The 19,814-nt window shown below is 41.6% G+C and carries 16 protein-coding genes and 1 pseudogene; 1 reads left to right on the top strand and 16 read right to left on the bottom strand.

What is annotated here, in order from left to right; translation table 11 throughout:
- Window positions 1–16: 16 nt before the first annotated feature.
- Window positions 17–118: pseudogene (locus tag MST17_RS01685) on the top strand (HAD family hydrolase); the annotation flags it as partial.
- 32 nt (window positions 119–150) lie between these two features.
- On the opposite strand, the gene MST17_RS01680 reads toward MST17_RS01685, so the two are convergent.
- The 16 genes from MST17_RS01680 to MST17_RS01605 all read right to left on the bottom strand — a co-directional run bounded on the left by MST17_RS01680 (window position 151) and on the right by MST17_RS01605 (window position 19,693).
- The gene (locus tag MST17_RS01680; protein ID WP_179990414.1) at window positions 151–930 is read right to left on the bottom strand and encodes a hypothetical protein; all 780 of its coding nucleotides are present in this window, start codon (window positions 928–930) and stop codon (window positions 151–153) included.
- Between the two features lie 241 nt (window positions 931–1,171).
- Window positions 1,172–1,717, bottom strand: coding sequence for a hypothetical protein (locus tag MST17_RS01675; RefSeq protein WP_180026103.1), 546 nt, complete (start codon window positions 1,715–1,717; stop codon window positions 1,172–1,174).
- Between the two features lie 324 nt (window positions 1,718–2,041).
- Window positions 2,042–2,602 carry a TPM domain-containing protein gene (locus tag MST17_RS01670; RefSeq protein WP_180026104.1) on the bottom strand — a complete coding sequence of 187 codons (561 nt, stop codon included), beginning with the start codon at window positions 2,600–2,602 and terminating at the stop codon, window positions 2,042–2,044.
- Complete coding sequence (locus tag MST17_RS01665) at window positions 2,596–3,663, bottom strand: TPM domain-containing protein (RefSeq protein WP_180026105.1); 1,068 nt, start codon at window positions 3,661–3,663, stop codon at window positions 2,596–2,598. The genes MST17_RS01670 and MST17_RS01665 overlap by 7 nt, the downstream gene beginning before the upstream one ends.
- A 29-nt stretch (window positions 3,664–3,692) precedes the next feature.
- On the bottom strand, window positions 3,693–4,283 hold the full coding sequence (locus MST17_RS01660) for a LemA family protein (RefSeq protein WP_078189372.1): 591 nt from the start codon (window positions 4,281–4,283) through the stop codon (window positions 3,693–3,695).
- 161 nt (window positions 4,284–4,444) lie between these two features.
- Window positions 4,445–5,329, bottom strand: a complete 885-nt coding sequence (locus MST17_RS01655; RefSeq protein WP_180026106.1) for a metal-dependent hydrolase — start codon at window positions 5,327–5,329, stop codon at window positions 4,445–4,447.
- Window positions 5,330–5,569: 240 nt separating this feature from the next.
- Window positions 5,570–6,991 (bottom strand): FAD-dependent oxidoreductase, encoded by a 1,422-nt coding sequence (locus tag MST17_RS01650; protein WP_078189374.1) that lies wholly within the window; start codon window positions 6,989–6,991, stop codon window positions 5,570–5,572.
- Window positions 6,992–7,060: 69 nt separating this feature from the next.
- Window positions 7,061–11,536, bottom strand: coding sequence for a glutamate synthase large subunit (gltB, locus tag MST17_RS01645; protein WP_180026107.1), 4,476 nt, complete (start codon window positions 11,534–11,536; stop codon window positions 7,061–7,063).
- A 446-nt stretch (window positions 11,537–11,982) separates the two neighbouring features.
- The gene (locus MST17_RS01640) at window positions 11,983–12,822 is read right to left on the bottom strand and encodes a hypothetical protein (RefSeq protein ID WP_180026108.1); all 840 of its coding nucleotides are present in this window, start codon (window positions 12,820–12,822) and stop codon (window positions 11,983–11,985) included.
- 7 nt (window positions 12,823–12,829) lie between these two features.
- Window positions 12,830–13,912, bottom strand: coding sequence for a 3-dehydroquinate synthase (aroB, locus tag MST17_RS01635; RefSeq protein ID WP_180026109.1), 1,083 nt, complete (start codon window positions 13,910–13,912; stop codon window positions 12,830–12,832).
- 14 nt (window positions 13,913–13,926) lie between these two features.
- The gene (gene aroK / locus MST17_RS01630; protein WP_078189378.1) at window positions 13,927–14,472 is read right to left on the bottom strand and encodes a shikimate kinase AroK; all 546 of its coding nucleotides are present in this window, start codon (window positions 14,470–14,472) and stop codon (window positions 13,927–13,929) included.
- A gap of 36 nt (window positions 14,473–14,508) precedes the next feature.
- Complete coding sequence (pilQ, locus tag MST17_RS01625) at window positions 14,509–16,644, bottom strand: type IV pilus secretin PilQ (protein ID WP_180026128.1); 2,136 nt, start codon at window positions 16,642–16,644, stop codon at window positions 14,509–14,511.
- A 61-nt stretch (window positions 16,645–16,705) separates the two neighbouring features.
- A complete protein-coding gene (locus MST17_RS01620; protein ID WP_078192530.1) occupies window positions 16,706–17,233 on the bottom strand; it encodes a pilus assembly protein PilP in 528 nt (175 codons plus the stop codon).
- On the bottom strand, window positions 17,230–17,952 hold the full coding sequence (locus tag MST17_RS01615) for a type 4a pilus biogenesis protein PilO (RefSeq protein WP_078189381.1): 723 nt from the start codon (window positions 17,950–17,952) through the stop codon (window positions 17,230–17,232). Before MST17_RS01615 ends, MST17_RS01620 begins: the two co-directional genes overlap by 4 nt.
- A complete protein-coding gene (locus tag MST17_RS01610; RefSeq protein WP_180026110.1) occupies window positions 17,949–18,635 on the bottom strand; it encodes a PilN domain-containing protein in 687 nt (228 codons plus the stop codon). Before MST17_RS01610 ends, MST17_RS01615 begins: the two co-directional genes overlap by 4 nt.
- Window positions 18,635–19,693 (bottom strand): pilus assembly protein PilM, encoded by a 1,059-nt coding sequence (locus MST17_RS01605; protein WP_078192532.1) that lies wholly within the window; start codon window positions 19,691–19,693, stop codon window positions 18,635–18,637. The genes MST17_RS01610 and MST17_RS01605 overlap by 1 nt, the downstream gene beginning before the upstream one ends.
- Window positions 19,694–19,814 lie beyond the last annotated feature (121 nt).

The raw sequence follows: 19,814 nt of genomic DNA, 5'->3' as shown, positions 1-19,814 counted from the left end.
ATACTGTCTAGGATCACTTGCATATTTTACAGGGCCAACAACATTTGGCATGTCTGCCAGATTGATCAATCGTAACAATAATCAAACATTGACAGAAGTTTTAAACGACATATTTTAACAACTCGTGGACGTTCCTCTAAGAGTGAATACTCACAGCTCCTCATCTTTCCATTCTTTAAATTCTGCAATTTGTTCATCAAGCTCCAGAACCCATGCTGGTTTTATATGTGGCACATCTGGACGCTCAAAACCTTGATGGTCAAAAAACTTATACACCATTGCCGCCAATTTGATAAACGCCTGTTCAAACGTATCTGCCCAAACATCTAAACGATAATCATGATAATGCTCTTGGTATAATTTACCACCATCTTCTACTTTATTGAGATGTGAGCCAGTCTCTAAATAAATCACTAATTTCCCATCATCTTCATATACACCGTGATACACATTTTGGCAATGTCCCCATGTATTCCAGTACCATGATGGTACATCGCCAGTAACCGTCCAAAAGGCTGGGTGTGTATCAATAAAATGATAGGCAGTTAAAAAGTCCGTTGGATTTGCGAGATATGCTTGCTCATTTTCAAAGGCAGTCTGTAAAGCAGATCGTAAATGCTCAAATTTATTTTGATCGGTATAGGAAGACAAACGACTAAAAAGATGTTTAGAGGTTTTAAAAAATAGGCCACCATTTTCTTTATCTTCACCAAAATATTGATAAATCTCTGGTAGAATTTGTAAATCTGTCGATTTGACATGATGGATCTGATGTTGTACGTCTTTTAAGCTATCGTGAATTGTTTCCGTACGATCAGGGTAAGTGACAACAAGTTTCGTATCCCGCAGTGATAAAATTGCTGGTTCAGTCATTTGGGGTAACTGTTCTAATAACCAGTCTGGTAATTGTTTTAATTCAGTCGATTGCATTTTTAGTTATCCTATTTTTTAACAATTTCAACTTGTTACATACGTAACACAACATAATTTGTGCAAGTTGAGTATAAATTAGTCCATAGGAGTATATTGTCACACAATGGCTTCGACAAGCATCCGACTAAGCTCACGCCGAAATCTCAGCCAACAGTTTCCTGAGCTTATTGAAGGAAAAATATTCCCCCATTTATTTTATACGACTCACGTACCTTTCCATTGAGCCATTATAGATTTTTCATCTTGGTTTAGTTTTCAAAAAGCTTGTGTTTCCTTTCTTTAGTTTTTCTATATAAGCCTCACATTGAGCAGGCGAACCAAGATGATATTTTAAAACGCTATCCGCTCTAGCTGTCTGATACTCAATACTTTGAATTTCACGCTGCTGAGCAAAGACTTGAATCGCAGGATGTAACTGTTTTGAACAACTCGCGTCATTACTGAAATATTTTAGCACCTTAGTTTCAGCAAAATAAATTGCAGCAAACAATCGTCCATCTTTAAAAACAATCGCCGATGAAGCATCTAAACTAGATGCAGACCTACCTTCATAATACAAAGCTTCGTCTGTTTTCAATAAATATGGCGCTGAATAATGTTCAAAATTAGCTTGGAATTTTGGGTAATCATGTTTTAACAATGCTTGAAGTTCTGTTTGGATTTTTTGATTAGAAGCAATTTGAGGAACTGTCGAAATATCTGAATATTGAATCAAGTCTAATTCTTGTGCATGGCTAAACGAGGAGAGTATCAAAAGAAGGCTGAAGTAATATCTATGCTTCATAGTTGGCTTATTATTTATGATCTACTTTAATGATGTCCATATCGACTAACTTATGGATTGTTCATTTTATATGGACACTTATGGAGTATCGATTAACGTAAAGCCTTTTTGAGCGTTCATAACATTCTCCACAAATGTTTTTTAATTTAATTATTTAATAAAGCTATGTAGCTTGTTTTATAAATAGCACAGAGCGTGCCAAGAATTATTATAGTGAAAACGACAGAAAAAACAGCACTTTAAAAAAATATTTTTATTTTTTGTAATCATTACGTCTCTTTTTGTGTTTAAAAGTGACGATTTGTGTCACTTTATCACCGTTTTTTAGCGCAGAATTATTGGCTCATTTGCGATTTCATTCGTTCTATCTACAGACTTTCCAGCATAAAAGTGATCCATCACTTCACCAATCTCTTTTACGCCTGCCGTTAAAGCTGTTCGGTATTGTTTATTTTGCATGCTTTGGATAATTCGCGCACAAATATCCTGCCACACTTGGGCATCGGTCGCCTGTCTCATTCCACGATCAATGACAATTTCAACCTGACGTTCACATAAGTTTAAATAAAGTAAAACACCACTATTAAATTCTGTATCCCACACACCCAGTTCCGCAAAGAGCTGTTCAGCACGTGCGCGGGTATTTTGATAATAGGCTTGGTTCGAAGGAATATGCCCTTCGATCACCACTTGTATTTCGCCCACATGGCCATGTTCAGCTTCTGTCACCGCTTGAGCAATGGCCTGCTGATCTTGCTTATTAAAAAATCGGTTTGCTGCAGGCATATAAAAGAAGTGCTTCAACCAGCGTTTAAAACTTGGTTGTTGTATTTCCTGTGTTTTAGGACAAGTTACAATTTCTGTTGTTTCTGTTTTCGTTACCATGAACCTGATGCTCCCCCACCGCCAAAGCCACCACCGCCTCCGCTATAGCCTCCGCCACCAAAGCCACCGCCTCCGCCACGACCTCCACCACCCCCACCACCAGCAAGAAACATTTGAAAAATGGTTTGAGCAATAGCAGTGATGAGTAGAAAGAATATTGCCCCACCCATCAACAGACTGGTGAGTAGACCTGCACCATTGACCAAACCCGCAACGGTACCTGCAACAGCTGCAGTTGACGCACTTAAGCGTTTACCCACAATAAAGGATGCAAAAATACCAATCACCAAAATGATGAGAACCGTTGTAAACGTTTTCTCTTTGGCTTGTTGCTCGTGTAAGGCTTGTTCCTGACGCTCTTTCAGCTCTTGGGCTGCTTGAGCGGCAACTTCAGGGTCTTGATTTAAAATTTGAGTTATTTCTGTTAAGCCAGCATTAATACCTTGAGCATACTGAGCTTGCTTAAAATACGGCGTGATTTGATTACGGATAATTCGACTAACGATGATATCAGGCATGATTCCCTCTAACCCATAACCCGTTAATATTTGTATGCGATGATCATTTACAGCGATCGCCATCAATATCCCATTGTCACGTTTTGCTGAACCGAGTTGCCATTTTTCTGCAACACGCATAGCATAATCAAAAATATCTTCTTGACCCGTGGTTGGTACAATCACGACACCAACTTGTGCCTTACCTTGTTCGTGTAACTGTAGAATTTTCTGACTAATGGCTTGCTTTTCAGCAGCAGAAAGTAAATTTGCCTGATCAACTACAGGTTCATTTAGGGTCGGCAAGCCACGAATCGACTCGCCATCTGCCATATCATTGGCGATATTCGGCTGCTGAATTTTGATTTCAGGCTGTGCTGTTGTTTCTTTTTGCGTAGCTGACTGCTGATCATTTAATATTTTACCGACAACAACTGTTTCAGCATCTACATCTGTAGCGGTGGCAGTTTCTGCATGTGTGAAACCCACCACACACAATAAGCATGCTAAAACCATGCGCTGCAACCATAACAAACCTGTATGTTTTAGCTCAAAATCCACCATCAGCCCACCTCACAATGCAGTGATGCCAATTAATTAAAATCAACTTTCGGTGCAGTTTGTGCACTTTGCTCTGCGCTAAAGTTAGGTTTAGTATCCATGCCAATGACTTTAGCCGTCATCACTTGAGGGAACTGGCGTGCATAGCCGTTAAAGTCTTGTACCGTAGTAATGTAGCGATTACGTGCGACAGCGATACGGTTTTCAGTGCCTTCTAACTGAACTTGTAAATCACGGAATTGCTCATTGGCTTTTAAGTCTGGATAATTTTCCGAAACAGCAATTAAACGTGAAAGTGCGCTAGTCATTTGTGCCTGTGCTTCTTGGTATTTTTGGAACAATGCTGGATCTTCCAATACTTCTTTATCCACTTTTAGACCCGCTACATTGGCACGTGCCTGCGTTACTTCCGTTAGCACTTGCTCTTCATGTTTTGCATAGCCTTTTACGACATTCACTAAATTAGGCACCAAGTCTGCACGACGTTGATATTGGTTTTGTACTTCAGACCATGCTGCTGTAACGGCCTCGTCTTTAACTTGTAATGTGTTATAGCCACAACCACTCAGGGTCAATGTACTGACTAATGCGATTGCGAGCATGCTTTTTTTCATTGAATTCATAACCCTTAACCTCAAGTATTTATTTGTAATTGTTTAAATAAATTTATTCTAACCCTATTTTTCGAATGAATTATGTATTTTCTTTGTGATTAAATTCATCTACTCCTAAATTATTCAGCATTAAAAAAAGCCCACAACTCGGGCTTTTTTATCATATTGAATTAACTATACAATTGCGGTGTAATTTCAGTCTGAAAACTTTCCATTTGATATTCATCAGCAAGACGTTCTTTCCAATATTTCACGATCTGACTGTAATCAATTTCGCTCGGATGGAATTCTGCTTTGTAATATGACAAATATTCAGGCGCTAGTTGAATAAACATTTTTGCCAGCAAATACGCGCCGAAAATATTTCCACCCAGCTTTGGCAAACTTTTTTTCTTATCCTGCATAAATAGCTTCGTTGCAGAATAAAACGTAAGACTTGCAAAACCCGTGGTCACACTGCGCATAATCATGCGACGTATTTTGTCATCACCATAGACATGCTGGTATACATCGAATGCTACCGCACGATGCTCAATCTCTTCAATCGCATGCCACACCCAAAGTTTCACTGCATCATCATCTAAAGTACTGAGCACTTCAGGATGTCTTAAAATATAGCCACCAAGCAAAGCGGTAAAATGTTCAAATGCACAGGTAATTGCCAACTGTATTTTTGGATGTAAATTTTTTACATAGCTGTCTTTACGTGCCAGCCATGCTTGGAAACGATCTAAATTATAGCTTTCACTGCGCCAAGCATCGTTAAATTCAGCATGGGCTTTGGAATGCATCGCTTCTTGTCCAATAAATGCAGCGATCTCAGCTTGCAATTTTTCATCACTGACTTTATCGCGTACATTGCGCACGCTATGCACAAAGAATTGCTCACCAATGGGAAAGGTCGATGACAATGCCGTCAACAAATGCGACATCACCGGTGAGTTGGCAAAATAATGCCGGCGAATCGCTTTAGGATTGAATTGTACTCGACGTACCGTTATGCCAATAGCTTTAGGACGATTTAGATATGTTTTTTGTGTCGTCACTTGCGTCATGGTCGCTTCCTAAGATTTAGATCATGATCGCAGTATGTAATTCCGATGCCCTTTCACACATGGCAAAATGTGCTAGCACATTTGCATAATTCACCATTCTAAAGCGCTGTCTGACAACTTTGCAGTGTATTTATCTGCAAAATCCATTCACTTGTCATTTGAGGTAAATTCCAAAAAATAAAAAACCCGCCGAAGCGGGTTTTTTGAATGAATCCAGTTCAATCACTGGCATGTCATGACTTAAACATCTAAATAGTCAAGAATACCTTCGGCAGCTTGGCGACCTTCCCAGATTGCGGTTACCACAAGGTCAGATCCACGTACCATATCACCGCCGGCAAAAATTTTCGGATTCGATGTTTGGAACTTAAATTCTTGCTGTTCAGCAGCAATGACGCGACCTGAACCATCCATACTGATGTTTGATGTTGTAAACCAGTCTGCAGGGCTGGTACGGAAACCGAAGGCAAGCAATACCGCATCTGCTGGTAAAATTTCTTCCGAACCCGGTACTGGTTCAGGGCTACGACGACCGCGACTATCAGGTGCGCCAAGCTGTGTAGTCACAACTTTAACACCCGTCACTTTGCCATTTTCACCCACAATTTCAATCGGCTGACGATTAAATTGGAAATCCACGCCTTCTTCTCGCGCATTTTTCACTTCACGACGTGAACCCGGCATGTTTTCTTCGTCACGACGGTAGGCACAGACAACAGATTCGGCACCTTGACGGATCGAGGTACGGTTACAGTCCATCGCAGTATCACCACCACCCAGAACAATTACTTTTTTGCCTTCCATGCTGATGTATTCAGATGGATCTTTTTCCCAACCTTGCGTACGGTTGACATTGGCAATCAAGAAATCCAGTGCATCATGCACACCAACAAGGTCTTCACCCGCGAAACCGCCCTTCATGTAAGTATAGGTTCCCATACCCATGAATACAGCGTCGTAATCAGCCAATAGCTGATCAATGGTCACATCTGTACCAATTTCAGTATTTAGACGGAATTCAACACCCATGCCCGAGAAAATCTCACGGCGACGTTTCATCACATCTTTTTCCATTTTGAATTCTGGAATACCAAATGTCAGCAAACCACCAATTTCAGGGCGTTTGTCGAATACGACTGGCTTCACACCATTCCGTACAAGAATATCGGCACAGCCAAGGCCAGCAGGACCTGCACCAATAATCGCAACTTTTTTGTCTGTCCACTTAACGTGTGACATATCTGGACGCCAGCCCAATGCAAAAGCCGTATCGTTAATGTATTTTTCAGCATTACCAATGGTGACTGCACCAAAGCCGTCATTTAGCGTACACGCGCCTTCACATAAACGGTCTTGCGGGCACACACGACCACAAACTTCAGGCAATGTGTTGGTTTGATGACACAATTCTGCCGCTTGGAAAATGCGACCTTCTGCAATCAGTTTTAGCCAGTTTGGAATGTAGTTATGTACTGGACATTTCCATTCACAATACGGGTTACCGCAACCTAAGCAGCGGTGTGTTTGGTTTTTTGCAACTTCAGCTGTAAACGGTTTATAGATTTCCACAAATTCTGCTTTGCGGACAACTAGATCTTTTTTCTCTGGATCTTGGCGTGCTACATCCAGGAACTGAAAGTCATTATTTAGGCGCTCTGCCATGTCTCTCTCCGTGGGTAGGTGTAAGCATGTTTGCACTTACACCTGCCTATCAAATCTGCAGTAGTGGAATTATTGTGGATCAGCTTGAGTTGTTTTCAACAAAGTCTGCAAATTAGCAGCTTTTGGTTTCACAAGCCAGAATTTGCGGCTATAGAAGTCAAACTCGTTGCGGATCTTATACGCCCAAGCACTACCTGTTTCTTTAATATGTTCATCTAAGATACGGCACAAGAACTCTTTGTGTTCTTCCATCGATTCTGTAGAGATACGGTTCAATTCAATCAGTTCGTGGTTGTAATGGTCAACAAAGTCATTGTCCAGGTCGAGCACATAAGCGAAACCGCCTGTCATACCCGCACCAAAGTTATGACCCACTTTACCCAATACAGTCACGATACCACCCGTCATGTATTCACAGCAGTGGTCGCCTGCACCTTCAATCACGGCAAACGCACCTGAGTTACGTACAGCAAAACGCTCGCCTGCTGTACCTGCAGCAAACAATTTACCGCCTGTTGCACCATACAAACAGGTGTTACCAATAATCGCAGTATTTTGCGTTTGGAACGGTGAACCTTTCGGTGGGAAGATTGAGATACGACCGCCCGCCATACCTTTACCCACGTAGTCATTCGCATCGCCCTCTAGGCTGATGTGTAAACCACCTGCGTTCCAAACACCCAATGACTGACCTGCAGTCCCTGTTAATTTAACTTTAACAGGATGCGCTTCCATGCTGAGGTTGCCATAACGTTTTGCAATCTCACCCGAAATACGCGCGCCAATTGAACGGTCACAGTTACCAATAGTGAAACCGTATTCACCGCCTGTGCCTGCTTCAATCGCTGGCAGCATTTCAGCTACCATTTTCTCAGCCAATAAGCCTTTATCGAATGGTGCATTGCCTTGTACTTCACAGTACTGTGCTTTGCCTTCAGCCGCAGGATGCGATTGGAGCAATGCGCTCAAATCAAGGTGTGCATGTTTTTCAGTTTCACCCGGAAGCATTTCCAGTAAATCTGTACGACCAATCAAATCTTTCAGACTTGAAACGCCTAGCGCTGCTAACCATTCACGTGTTTCTTCCGCAATAAAGTGGAAGAAATTGATCAGCATTTCAGGCTCACCGATATAGTGTTCCTGGCGTAAATGGTCTTGCTGAGTTGCAACACCAGTCGCACAGTTGTTTAAGTGGCAAATACGCAGGTATTTACAACCCAATGCGATCATCGGTGTAGAACCGAAACCGAAACTTTCTGCCCCAAGAATCGCTGCTTTCACAACGTCTAGACCCGTTTTCAAGCCGCCATCGGTTTGTACACGGACCTTGCCACGCAGGTCATTCACACGAAGCGCCTGATGCGCCTCAGATAGACCAAGTTCCCATGGTGAACCTGCATGGTGAATTGAAGAAAGTGGAGAAGCCGCTGTACCGCCGTCATAACCAGAAATGGTAATGAAGTCTGCGTATGCTTTTGCTACACCTGCCGCAATCGTACCAACACCCGGCTCAGAAACCAGCTTAACGGACACCATCGCCTGTGGGTTAACCTGTTTTAAATCGAAAATTAACTGTGATAAATCTTCGATTGAGTAGATGTCGTGATGCGGCGGTGGAGAAATTAATGTCACACCCGGTACTGAGTAACGTAAACGTGCAATTAAGCCATTCACTTTACCGCCCGGCAACTGACCACCTTCACCTGGTTTTGCACCTTGTGCCACTTTAATTTGAAGGACTTCTGCAGAAGTTAGGTATGCAGGGGTCACACCAAAACGGCCAGATGCAATTTGTTTGATTTTCGAGTTACGGATAGTGCCGTAACGCGCTGGGTCTTCGCCGCCCTCACCCGAGTTCGAGCGACCGCCAATGGTATTCATTGCGATTGCAATGGCTTCGTGCGCTTCAGGTGATAAAGCACCTAAAGACATCCCTGCCGAGTCAAAACGCGGCAGAATTTCTTCTACGGATTCAACTTGATCGAGTGCAATCGATTGATCTGTTTTCAGCTTGAATAAGTCACGAATCGTCGCGATTGGACGGTTATTCACTAGCTCTGCGTATTCTTTAAAGTCCGCATAATTACCAGAACGCACAGATTTATGCAGCGCATTGATCACGTCTGGGTTAAATGCGTGATATTCCTTACCGAATACAAATTTCAGCATACCGCCTTGATCGATTGGCTTACGTGATTTCCACGCCAAATCTGCCAATTTTTTCAAGTCATTTTCTAGATCAGAGAATGTTGCGCCTTTAATACGGCTCGGTACGCCAGTGAAGCATTTTGCAACCACTTCATCAGAGAGGCCGACCGCTTCAAACAACTGACCGCCACGGTAAGAGGCAACAGTAGAAATACCCATCTTAGAAAGGACTTTCAATAAGCCTTTCTCAATACCTTTACGGAAGTTAGCTTGCGCATGAATTGGATCACCCAATAACTCACCTTTCGCGATCAAGTCATTGATCACGTCATAAGCCAAGTATGGATAGATCGTAGTCGCACCGAAACCAAGAATCACCGCAAACTGATGTGCATCACGCGCCAAACCAGTTTCGACAATAATGTTAGCATCGGTACGTAGACCCACATTGATTAAATAGTGGTGAACCGCGCCAGTTGCCATCAATGCATTTGCAGGTAAGAAACCTTGACGGATTTTCTTATCAGACAATACAAGTAATGTCTTTCCATCGCGAATCGCTTGCGCAGATTCTTCACAAATACGTGCGATGGCAGCTTCTAAGCCTTCATCTTCTGCATAGTTCAGGTCGATATCTGCAATCTCGTAACCTTTACGACCAAGGGTACGGATTTGATGCATTTTCGAATTTGACAATACTGGGCTTGAAATGATCAGACGATCTGCATGCTCTGGACCTTGTTCAAATACATTTTGTTCACGGCCGAGGCATGTCTCTAACGACATTACGATCGATTCACGTAATGGATCGATTGGCGGATTCGTAACCTGAGCGAACTGCTGACGGAAGTAGTCAGACACATGGCGCACCTGACGAGACAATACTGCCATTGGCGTATCATCACCCATTGAGCCCACGGCTTCCTGACCACTTTCAGCGATTGGACGAAGCAATTGGTCACGTTCTTCAAATGTCACCATGAACATTTTTTGTGAAGCTTTCAGGTCATCACCTTTTAAGCCTTGATCACATAAATATTCTTCTAGCTCTGGACTGCCTTGTACACGTACTGAGTTTTCACGTAACCACTGACGGTACGGACGCATACGTTTGAGGTGATTACTCACATCTTGAGTATCGAGCATTTTGCCGGTAAAGGTATCAATCACCAAGATTTGACCCGGACCGACACGGCCTTTAGACACAACGTCTTCTGGTTCATAACCCCAAACACCAATTTCGGATGCCAAAGTAATGTAACCATTTTTGGTAATCACCCAACGTGCTGGACGTAAACCATTACGGTCAAGCATACAAATCGCATGACGACCATCTTGAATTACCAGACCTGCTGGACCATCCCAAGCTTCCATATGTTTTGAGTTGAATTCATAGAATGCACGTAAATCCGCATCTAAAGTTTCAACGTTTTGCCAAGCTGGTGGAACCAACATGCGCAGCGCACGGAACAAATCCATACCGCCACCAACAAGGATTTCCAGCATATTGTCTAAGCTTGAAGAATCCGAACCTGTACGGTTTACAATTGGATTCAGCTCAGTTAAACCCGGCAATAATGGGTTTTCAAATTTTGGTGTACGCGCCATCGCCCAGTTACGGTTTGCGGTAATGGTGTTAATTTCACCATTGTGCGCCAAGTAACGGAACGGCTGTGCCAAAGGCCAACGCGGCAATGTATTGGTTGAGAAGCGCTGATGGAATACCACGATGTGTGACTTTAAACGCTCATCAGCAAGATCGGTATAGAAGTCAGCAATCGCTGCTGGCATCATCAAACCTTTATAGCTGATCACAGTTGAGCATAAAGTGGTTACATAGAAGTATGGGTCAGCAGTCAGTTGTTGTTCTGCACGACGACGTGCCATCACCAACTTACGGTTGAATTCAACCTCTGAAACACCCATTGGGCAATTCACGATAATTTGTTCAAAGGCAGGCAATGACTGCATCGCGATTGAACCCAATGCATCGTTATTGGTTGGCACAACACGCCAAGCGATGACTTTACAGCCTTCGTCTTCGATTTCTTTGGTTAAAATTTGTTTTGCATGTGCGGCTAATGCAGGGTCTAGATTTAGAAATACCGTACCCACAGCAAAGATTTCACTCAATGTAATGTCACTGAGTTTTTTCGCTTCTTCACGGAAAAATTCTTTGGGCATAGCAAGGAGTAGACCACAACCGTCACCGGTTTTGCCATCTGCGGCAATACCACCACGGTGGGTCATACAACTTAAACTATGCATTGCGGTTTTGACGAGATCATGGCTTGCATCACCCTGCATATGGGCGATTAAACCGAAACCACAGTTATCTTTAAACTCATCCGGTTGGTATAAACCTTGAGCGGGAGCTACAGTATTAGGCGATGGCATGTGCATAGCGTACCCTTCTTTTCTTTACAGCTCTTTCGAGCACTTAACAAACTAATTTCTTGTTGCGATTCGTCTTAACTTACTCACATGAATTGTTCTGTCGAGCAAAATTATTTCTTATTCACACCCTTAAGATAAACCGAATTCATCTTTGATGCATGAATAAAAAGTCAAATTTTCTGCTTTTGCAGTTCAGATCAGGGATAACGACTGGATTAATGACTTCGCACTTTTATCGAATCATTTTCGCGCCAAAACAGGGAGAAAAGTTCAATTTACGCACCAATTAAGCAATTTATATGCCAACTTGATGCATTTTCTCCTAAGATGGCTGATTACAAGCATTTTTTAGTTATAACAAATAATTCAAATTGTTCTTTTTTTATTTTATGCACTTTTTCTGTGCAGTTTAAGCTTTTCCTAAGACGTCTTGCGCTATTTTAGAACTAATTAAAAGGATCGGTTACTTCTTGTTCTACCGGTGCAGGTTTTGGACGTGGTGCATCTACACTACTTTGTGATTTTTGCACATCAATCACATTTCCTTCAGCATCTCGACGTGTCACCGTAGTACTTGTCGTTGCATTAGTTGGTGTTGTTACCGTCGTTGCAGCCGCTGCTTTTCGTGCGGCGATTTGAGCTTCATCAATTTTCGGTAAAGGTACAGATTTTAATTTAACAGCATATAACTTTTGACTCGACGACATTTCTTCCGTGCCTAAGTCATTCACATATGCTTGATATTGTTTAAATTCAACAACCTCAGGTTTGATTGAAGCAGGCAAAGCGATGTTGAGGCTCGACATTGCAGCTTTGGCATCATTTTGCGACGAATATGGTCCTGTTAAAATGACGTATTGCTCAGGATGGTCTTCACCAGAAAGACGTAGATAAATAAATTTGTGACGCTCAGGCTGCTTACGTAAGAAGCTTTTTAAAATATCTTCTTCAGAAACCCGAAATAATTCAACACCATAAAGTTTGGCAGAATCATTGATAAATTTAGTGCCGCGAAATTCTGGCTCATGTTGAGCTGTAGCAACCACACGTGTCGTCATATCCAGCGGACGCACTTCTTCATTTAATGCACCAAGATGGGACATTGCCGCCACTTTCTCGGGCTGAATTTGCAAATCCACTTCAGTTTCAGCTTGTTTTTCAACTTCAACCAATTCTTTGGTATCTGTAATCGCCCAGAAAACCAATGCAGCGAACAGACACACAGCTCCACCCACCAACCATGCGTAGTGATGAACTTTTTGCCATTGAGACTGCCGCGCTGCCATGATGTACCTACTCTGCCTGATTTGCCAAAATTGCCTGTTTCATTAACTCAACATCAAACTCTTTGGTGATGATGGCCTGACCTAATGATTTCAGTAAAATAAGTCGTAATTGCCCATTCAATACTTTTTTATCATGAGACATATACGCCAAAAAATCCTCTAGCGGAATTTTAGGGCAAACTATCGGTAATTGTGCACGTAAAATGATTTTTTTTGTACGTTCTAAATCTTCAGCAGTGATCCAACCCATACGCTGGGACAAATCTGCAGCCATTACCATCCCTGTTGCAACGGCTTCACCATGTAACCATTCACCATATCCCAAGTACGATTCAATCGCATGACCAAAGGTATGACCCAGGTTTAATAACGCACGTTCGCCTTGTTCTTTTTCGTCATTGGCCACAATACGCGCTTTATGAGCACATGAACGATAAACCGCTTCAGCCAACAAGGTTGCATCACCTGCAACTAAAGCATCCACATGCTGTTCAAGCCAAGCTAAGAATTCAACATCACCTAACAATGCATATTTGATCACTTCGGCCAAACCTGCAGAAAGTTCACGCGCTGGCAAAGTTTTTAATTGCGCCATATCCGCAAGGACCACTTGGGGTTGCTGAAAGGCACCAATCATGTTTTTACCCAGTGGATGGTTAATCCCGGTTTTTCCACCGACACTTGAATCCACTTGAGACAGCAAAGTCGTCGGCACTTGAATAAAATACACACCGCGTTGATAGCATGCAGAGGCAAAACCGGTCATATCTCCAATGACACCACCACCTAATGCCAAAACCGTACAATCGCGGTTAAAGCCTGCTTCGAGCAAGGCATCAAAAATTAAATTCAAATGGTCTAAATTTTTATACTTTTCACCATCAGGCAAAATACATGTCGCAACAGTTTTCCCTAATGCCTCAATTGCTTCTACATAATGTTTTAAATAGAGCGGGGCCACTGTGGTATTAGAGACAATCATCACTTGTTTACCCTGAATATAAGGCTCAAGTAAAGTTTGTGGATTAAGGTCACTCCCAATAAAAATAGGGTAGCGACGATCACCGAGTTCAACATGTAAGGTTTGCATGAATTTAACCTTTTCTAACGAGATATATTTTGTGAAACAATTAAATTAAAAATTTTTTGCGCAAGATCTCTCGCAGCACCTTGATTGGTTTCAATAATATAGTGCGCGACTTCACGATAAAGCGGATCACGGGCAGCCAATAAATCTCGTAGCTTTTGCTCTGGATTTTCCACTTGAAGAAGTGGGCGATTTTTGTCGCGGTAGGTTCGTTGTAACTGAATTTCCACCGGAGTATATAGATAAACAACAATACCACGTTGTTTTAAAAATTCACGATTTGGGGGCTGAGTCACAGCACCACCGCCAGTCGCTAAGACCAGTTGTTTCTTTGCAGTTAACTCATCAATGACATTCGTTTCACGACTTCTAAAGCCTTTTTCCCCTTCCTTTTCAAAAATCCAAGGAATGGTCGCACCTGTTTTACGTTCAATTTCATGATCACTGTCTAGAAATTCACGTCCTAACAATTCTGCTAAATGTCGCCCTACGGTTGTTTTTCCTGCCCCCATTGGCCCTACCAAATAGATATTTGGTAGGGTTTCAAACTCTTTGCTTGGCAAGGAGTCACCTATTTCTTTTGTTAAATTGAAAATATATTAATGATTTCTCGTAACACTGTCATTAACAATTCGCGGAGTAACAAAAATCAGCAACTCTCTCTTTTTATCAGATTTCATATCTTTACGGAAAAGTCTTCCTACATATGGTAAATCTCCAAGGAAAGGAACCTTCGTTTGATTGACAGAATTTTCTTGTTCGAATATTCCACCAAGAACAACAGTCTCTCCATTGTTGACCAAGACATCAGTATTAATTTCATTTTTATTTAGGATAATTTCACCATTTTGCGCATAACCAGCTGGTGAATCACTCTTAATATTCAGCTTCATTTGAACTTTACCATCAGGAGTAATGCTAGGCGTGACATCAAGACTTAATAAAGCTTCTTTAAACTCAGTAGAAGAGGTCGCATTTGAACCGGTACCCGTTGTGGTTTGATACGGAATCTCTTGACCTGATGCAACTTTGGCCTGTTGTTTATCCGCTGTCAGTACTTTTGGTGTAGAAATGACTTCACCATAACCATCCGCTTGTAAAGCAGAAAGTTCTAAATCCAACATAAAATCAGAAAGACTAATCAAGCCAAAGGCAATTCGGCTCGCCCCCTCAGCAGTTACACCTAAGTCCACGTTTAAGTTACTTGGACGTTGAATGGTATATTTCCCATCATCATCTGGCGTTTTTAAGTCCCAAAGTGTGGTATCACTACCACCTACCAATAAGTGGTCATTTTGGTTAATCCCTTGAGACAGGATTCCCCATTTCACTCCCATTTCTTTCGTAAAGTCGGTAGACGCTTTTACAATACGCGCCTCGACCATGACTTGCTTGACGGAAACATCCAATAAATCAATCATTTTACGTATTTGATCAATTTTTTGTGATGTGTCATTAATAATCAGCATATTAGTACGAGGATCTACAGAAACTGTTCCTCGTGGGCTTAATAAAGAACCAATACTGTCACCTAAAGGGTCTGTATTGTTAGAATTAGAATTAGAATTAGAATTAGAATTCGAGTTTTTTGAATTACGACCTTCGGTAATTAACTTTTCTATATCTACGGCTTTAGCATAGCTAAGTTGAATATACTCAGTTTGTAACGGTGCCAATTTAACACTTTGTGCAATAGCTTTAGCTTCTTCTTCTTCCGCTTTAATCAACTCAGATACAGGCGCAATCCAAATCACATTACCATTACGACGTTTATCCAAATTCTTGGTTTTCAAAACAATGTCTAGCGCTTGATCCCAAGGCACGTCTTTCAAACGAAGTGTAATATTCCCTTGTACGGTATCAGCAGCAACCATATTAATTTCGGTGAAATCAGCCAAAAGTTGTAGCACACGACGTACTTCAATATCTTGGAAGTCTAATGAAATTTTCTTACCGGTGTAATGATTTGCGGCTTTAGGACGTAATGGATTCTTATCTTCCGGACGTTTCAAACTCACCGTTAATTTATTATCCGTTTGATACGCCATATATTCATAGCTACCCGTCGACTGAATGGTAATCACCCCATTACCGCCATCATTATGTGCATCAACCGTAGCAACTGGCGTTGCAAAATCATTGACATTTAAACGGCGCGTCAAATGTGCAGGTACTTTATTGCCTAAAGTACGGATCACCACTTTACTGCCTTGCTGTTGAACATCAACGGGAGTATTTCCACCCAGTAAATCAACAACAACTTGACCTTCACCATTAGAACCACGGTGGAAACCAATATTTGAGATGCCCTGTTGCTGACGTTGTGCTACAGGCTGTACATAATTTGCAGCTTGTGCAGAGTTGATTTTTAAAATAAAGGTATTACCTTCAACACGCGTGGTAAAAGCACCAGCATTGGCTAAATTCACAGTTAAGCGCGCACGTTGTGCATCCGAACTCACATCCACAGTGCTCGCTTCAGCCGTTGCAACAGGAATTGAACTTTGTTTTAAATTTTGCTGTGCTTTATCAAAGTCTAAAACTAGTCGTGATGGTTGATCGAGTTGATAAGCTTGTGGTTGCGGCGGCAAGCCATTAAACATCACGCGAATTTCAGTCCCTTGACCTGGAATTTGCATTGGTACCACATTGGTTACACTCACCTGAGCATTGGCAACTTGCATCATCGCCATTGCAACAGCCCCCATCGAAAACTGACGAAACACATGATTCATTGTATTGCCATCCCCAAAAATAAAATCTTGTACACTATTCTTCATTTTTATTCCTTTAAGCTTAAGGTGCTGGTCCAATTAATATGAGACTTCTAGGACGCTCTACATATCCTTCTCGCCCATCCGGAATAATCTCAATCAAATCAATCTGAGTCGGGGTAATATTTACCACTCGACCATGATTGAGCCCCATATAACTTCCACGTTGAATACGCTCAACTTCACCATCAGGTGTCTGAATCAAGGCTAATATTTGCCCAGATTGGTTACGCATACTACCCTTCATATTCAGGGTTTCGAGTGCATAACTCTCCAAAGGTTGAGGCTGACGGCTCAAGTTTGGATAAACACGCTTACCTGCCATGATTTTAAGTTCTGCTGCCAATGAACTTGGCAAGAACGGACTTTTTAAAGAGTGCGCCGCATAATTAAAAGTTTCGACAGGTACAAAATCTGGCGCAGGTTCAATCGCTAGTGGAGCTTGATTGCGTATATTTGCCATCTCTTGATTGACCACATCAATACGTGATTCACAACCAGCCAATACAAATCCAACCATCACAGAAAGTGCCAATTTATTCATTTTCATTTTGGAGCCTCCTGTGTGCTTGCTGAATCTGCAGCTTTCGCAGCACTTTCAGTATTCCCTTCATAACGATATGTTTTTGCAGAAATCACATAGTCAATTTTTGGAATATCTGAGTTCTTTTCTTTATTTTCAGTTGCTGTAATCGTTAAATTATGCAAAGTCACAATCCGTGAGAGCCCCGCAATACCACTTACAAATGAACCAAAGGCGTGGTAATCACCTGTTGCCTCAATATGAATCGGCTGTTCCGTAAAGAACTCTTGCTTCACTTCAGGCTCAAGACGAATAATTTTAAATTTCAATCCAGAATTCACGCCTGTTAAGTTGATATCTTCAACCAAACCTGGAATTTCAGTTTCTTTCGGCAATTGTTCTAACTGTTGATTAAAACGTGCTTCCATATCCTGCAACTGCAATTGATATTGTTGCAAATTACGTAGTTTTGAATCTTTTTCACGAAACTCATTTAACAAATTTTGTTCTTGTGCATTGGCACTTGAAATAGCTTCAATCTTGCCTTTAATCGCCAAGAAATAGCCCAAAATTGCCACAAGGATAATGATAAAAATCCAACATGTAATTTTGACTGAAATTGGCCAACTACCATAGTTATTCGGATCTAGCGTATTGAACTGCTGTACAAACTTATCAAAAGTCATTTTCTTTTTCGGAATAACCACAGCATCTTGATTCAATTGTTCAAATTCATCACGACTCATTTTGCAGCCTCCGGAGTTGGTTCTGCTGCAGTTTGTGCGTCAGATGTTTGCGCCGATGAAGCTGACTGTCCTGCATTTGCTGCTGGATCATTAATGGTCGGCTGCGCAATTTGCTCCAAATCAGCAGTCACAGTAAATGCACCATAAGATTCTTCTACGCGAGGAACCACTGACGTCGGCGCTTTGTCTTTTTTCTCTTCCGCCACAAGGAATGAGCTCATGAAGGCATTACGATACCAAGGTGATGCTTCCAAATTACGCAGTAGATCTGCAACAGTGTTTGGACTTTCCGCACGCCCTTCGATCATAAATTTGTCGCCATTACGTTCAAATTTTGTGATGTACATATTGGCAGGTGTCACACGAACCAATTCATCTACAAGATGTACAGCGATTGGACGTTGACCTTGTAAGCCTTGAATCAACTTCATTCGTTCAATAATGGCATTACGCTGTTCCTGTAAACCATCCAAAGACTTTAATTGAACATCTAAGTTTTGGTTATGACTGATAATCAATTGGTTCGCTTGTTCTTGATCTTTTAATTTGTGATCAAAGTACAACCATGTTAAACCCACCCCAATTACCCCAATTAAGAAAGCCCCAATACAAAGTGCAATAAATTCTTTTTTTCGTTTCTCTCTTAGCTCATCACGCCAAGGGAGCAAGTTAATTTTTGCCATTAATCAAAACTCCTCAATGCTAGACCGCATGCCACCATGAGTGATGAGGCATCATTTTCAATTTTTTTAATATCAATTTGAGGTGAAAAACCCATTTGTAAGAATGGATTGGCAATCGTGACGCGGTAACCCAATTTTTGTTGAAGTAATTTTGCAAGCCCCGGAATATTGGCATTCCCCCCTGCCAATAAAATATGGTCAATTTCGTTGAACTGTGAAGATGAGAAAAAGAACTGTAAAGAACGTGCTGCTTGTTGAACGACAGCTTCTAAGAAGGGTTCTAAGACTTCGATATCATAATCATCTGGCAAGGCACGTGTTTTTTTCGCTCGACCTGCTTCTTCGAAAGACAATGCATAGCGATTTTGAATTTCCTGTGTCAATTGTTTGCCACCAAACACTTGCTCACGGGTATAAATCACTTTGTTATTCTGCATGACAGATAAGGTCGTCATACTATGACCAATATCTAAAATACCCACGGTATTCACACCCATTGGCAAAGTATCTGAGAAAACTTTAAATGCATTTTCAATTGCAAAGCTTTCTACATCACCAATTTTTGGTGTAAGACCAGCAAGCTGAATGACTTCCGCACGCGCTTCAACATTTTCAATACGCGTAGCGACAAGCAAAACATTGACACGATTTGGGTTGGACAGACGATCTGGCAAGACCTCAAAATCAAGGCTCGCTTCATCAAGTGGGAACGGAATATATTGCTCAGCATCATCACGAATCTGAATTTCACGTTCATCATCGTTCATATCTGCGTCCATTTCGATGATTTTTGTAATCACCATCGACGTTGGAACCGCCAAAGCTGCATTAGTGGTCTGCGTATTGGCCAAATTAATTGCGCGCTCTAAACAGTCACCGACAGCTTCCGGATTCAATATGTTCTTTTCAACAACACTTCCTTCTGGTAATGGCACCAAAGCATAGCTTTCTACCCAATACCGCCCACTCTTTACAGAAAGTTCCAAAACCTTAACAGAAGTCGAACTAATATCTACTCCTATTAACCCCTTATTTGGCTTACGATATAACCTGAGCACAATATAATTCCTATTATTTTTTTATCCCCAAAAAAATTAACCCACTAATTAGCATTGGTCTATAATTTTATACAGATACAATAACTCATCTAACAATCCGTATATCGAAAGGATATACTGA

The sequence above is a fragment of the Acinetobacter sp. YH16056_T genome, assembly GCF_024605895.1.
Classification (GTDB): domain Bacteria; phylum Pseudomonadota; class Gammaproteobacteria; order Pseudomonadales; family Moraxellaceae; genus Acinetobacter; species Acinetobacter amyesii.
Note: the sequence above shows the minus strand (reverse complement) of the source record. Positions and strands in the feature narration are given on the sequence as shown.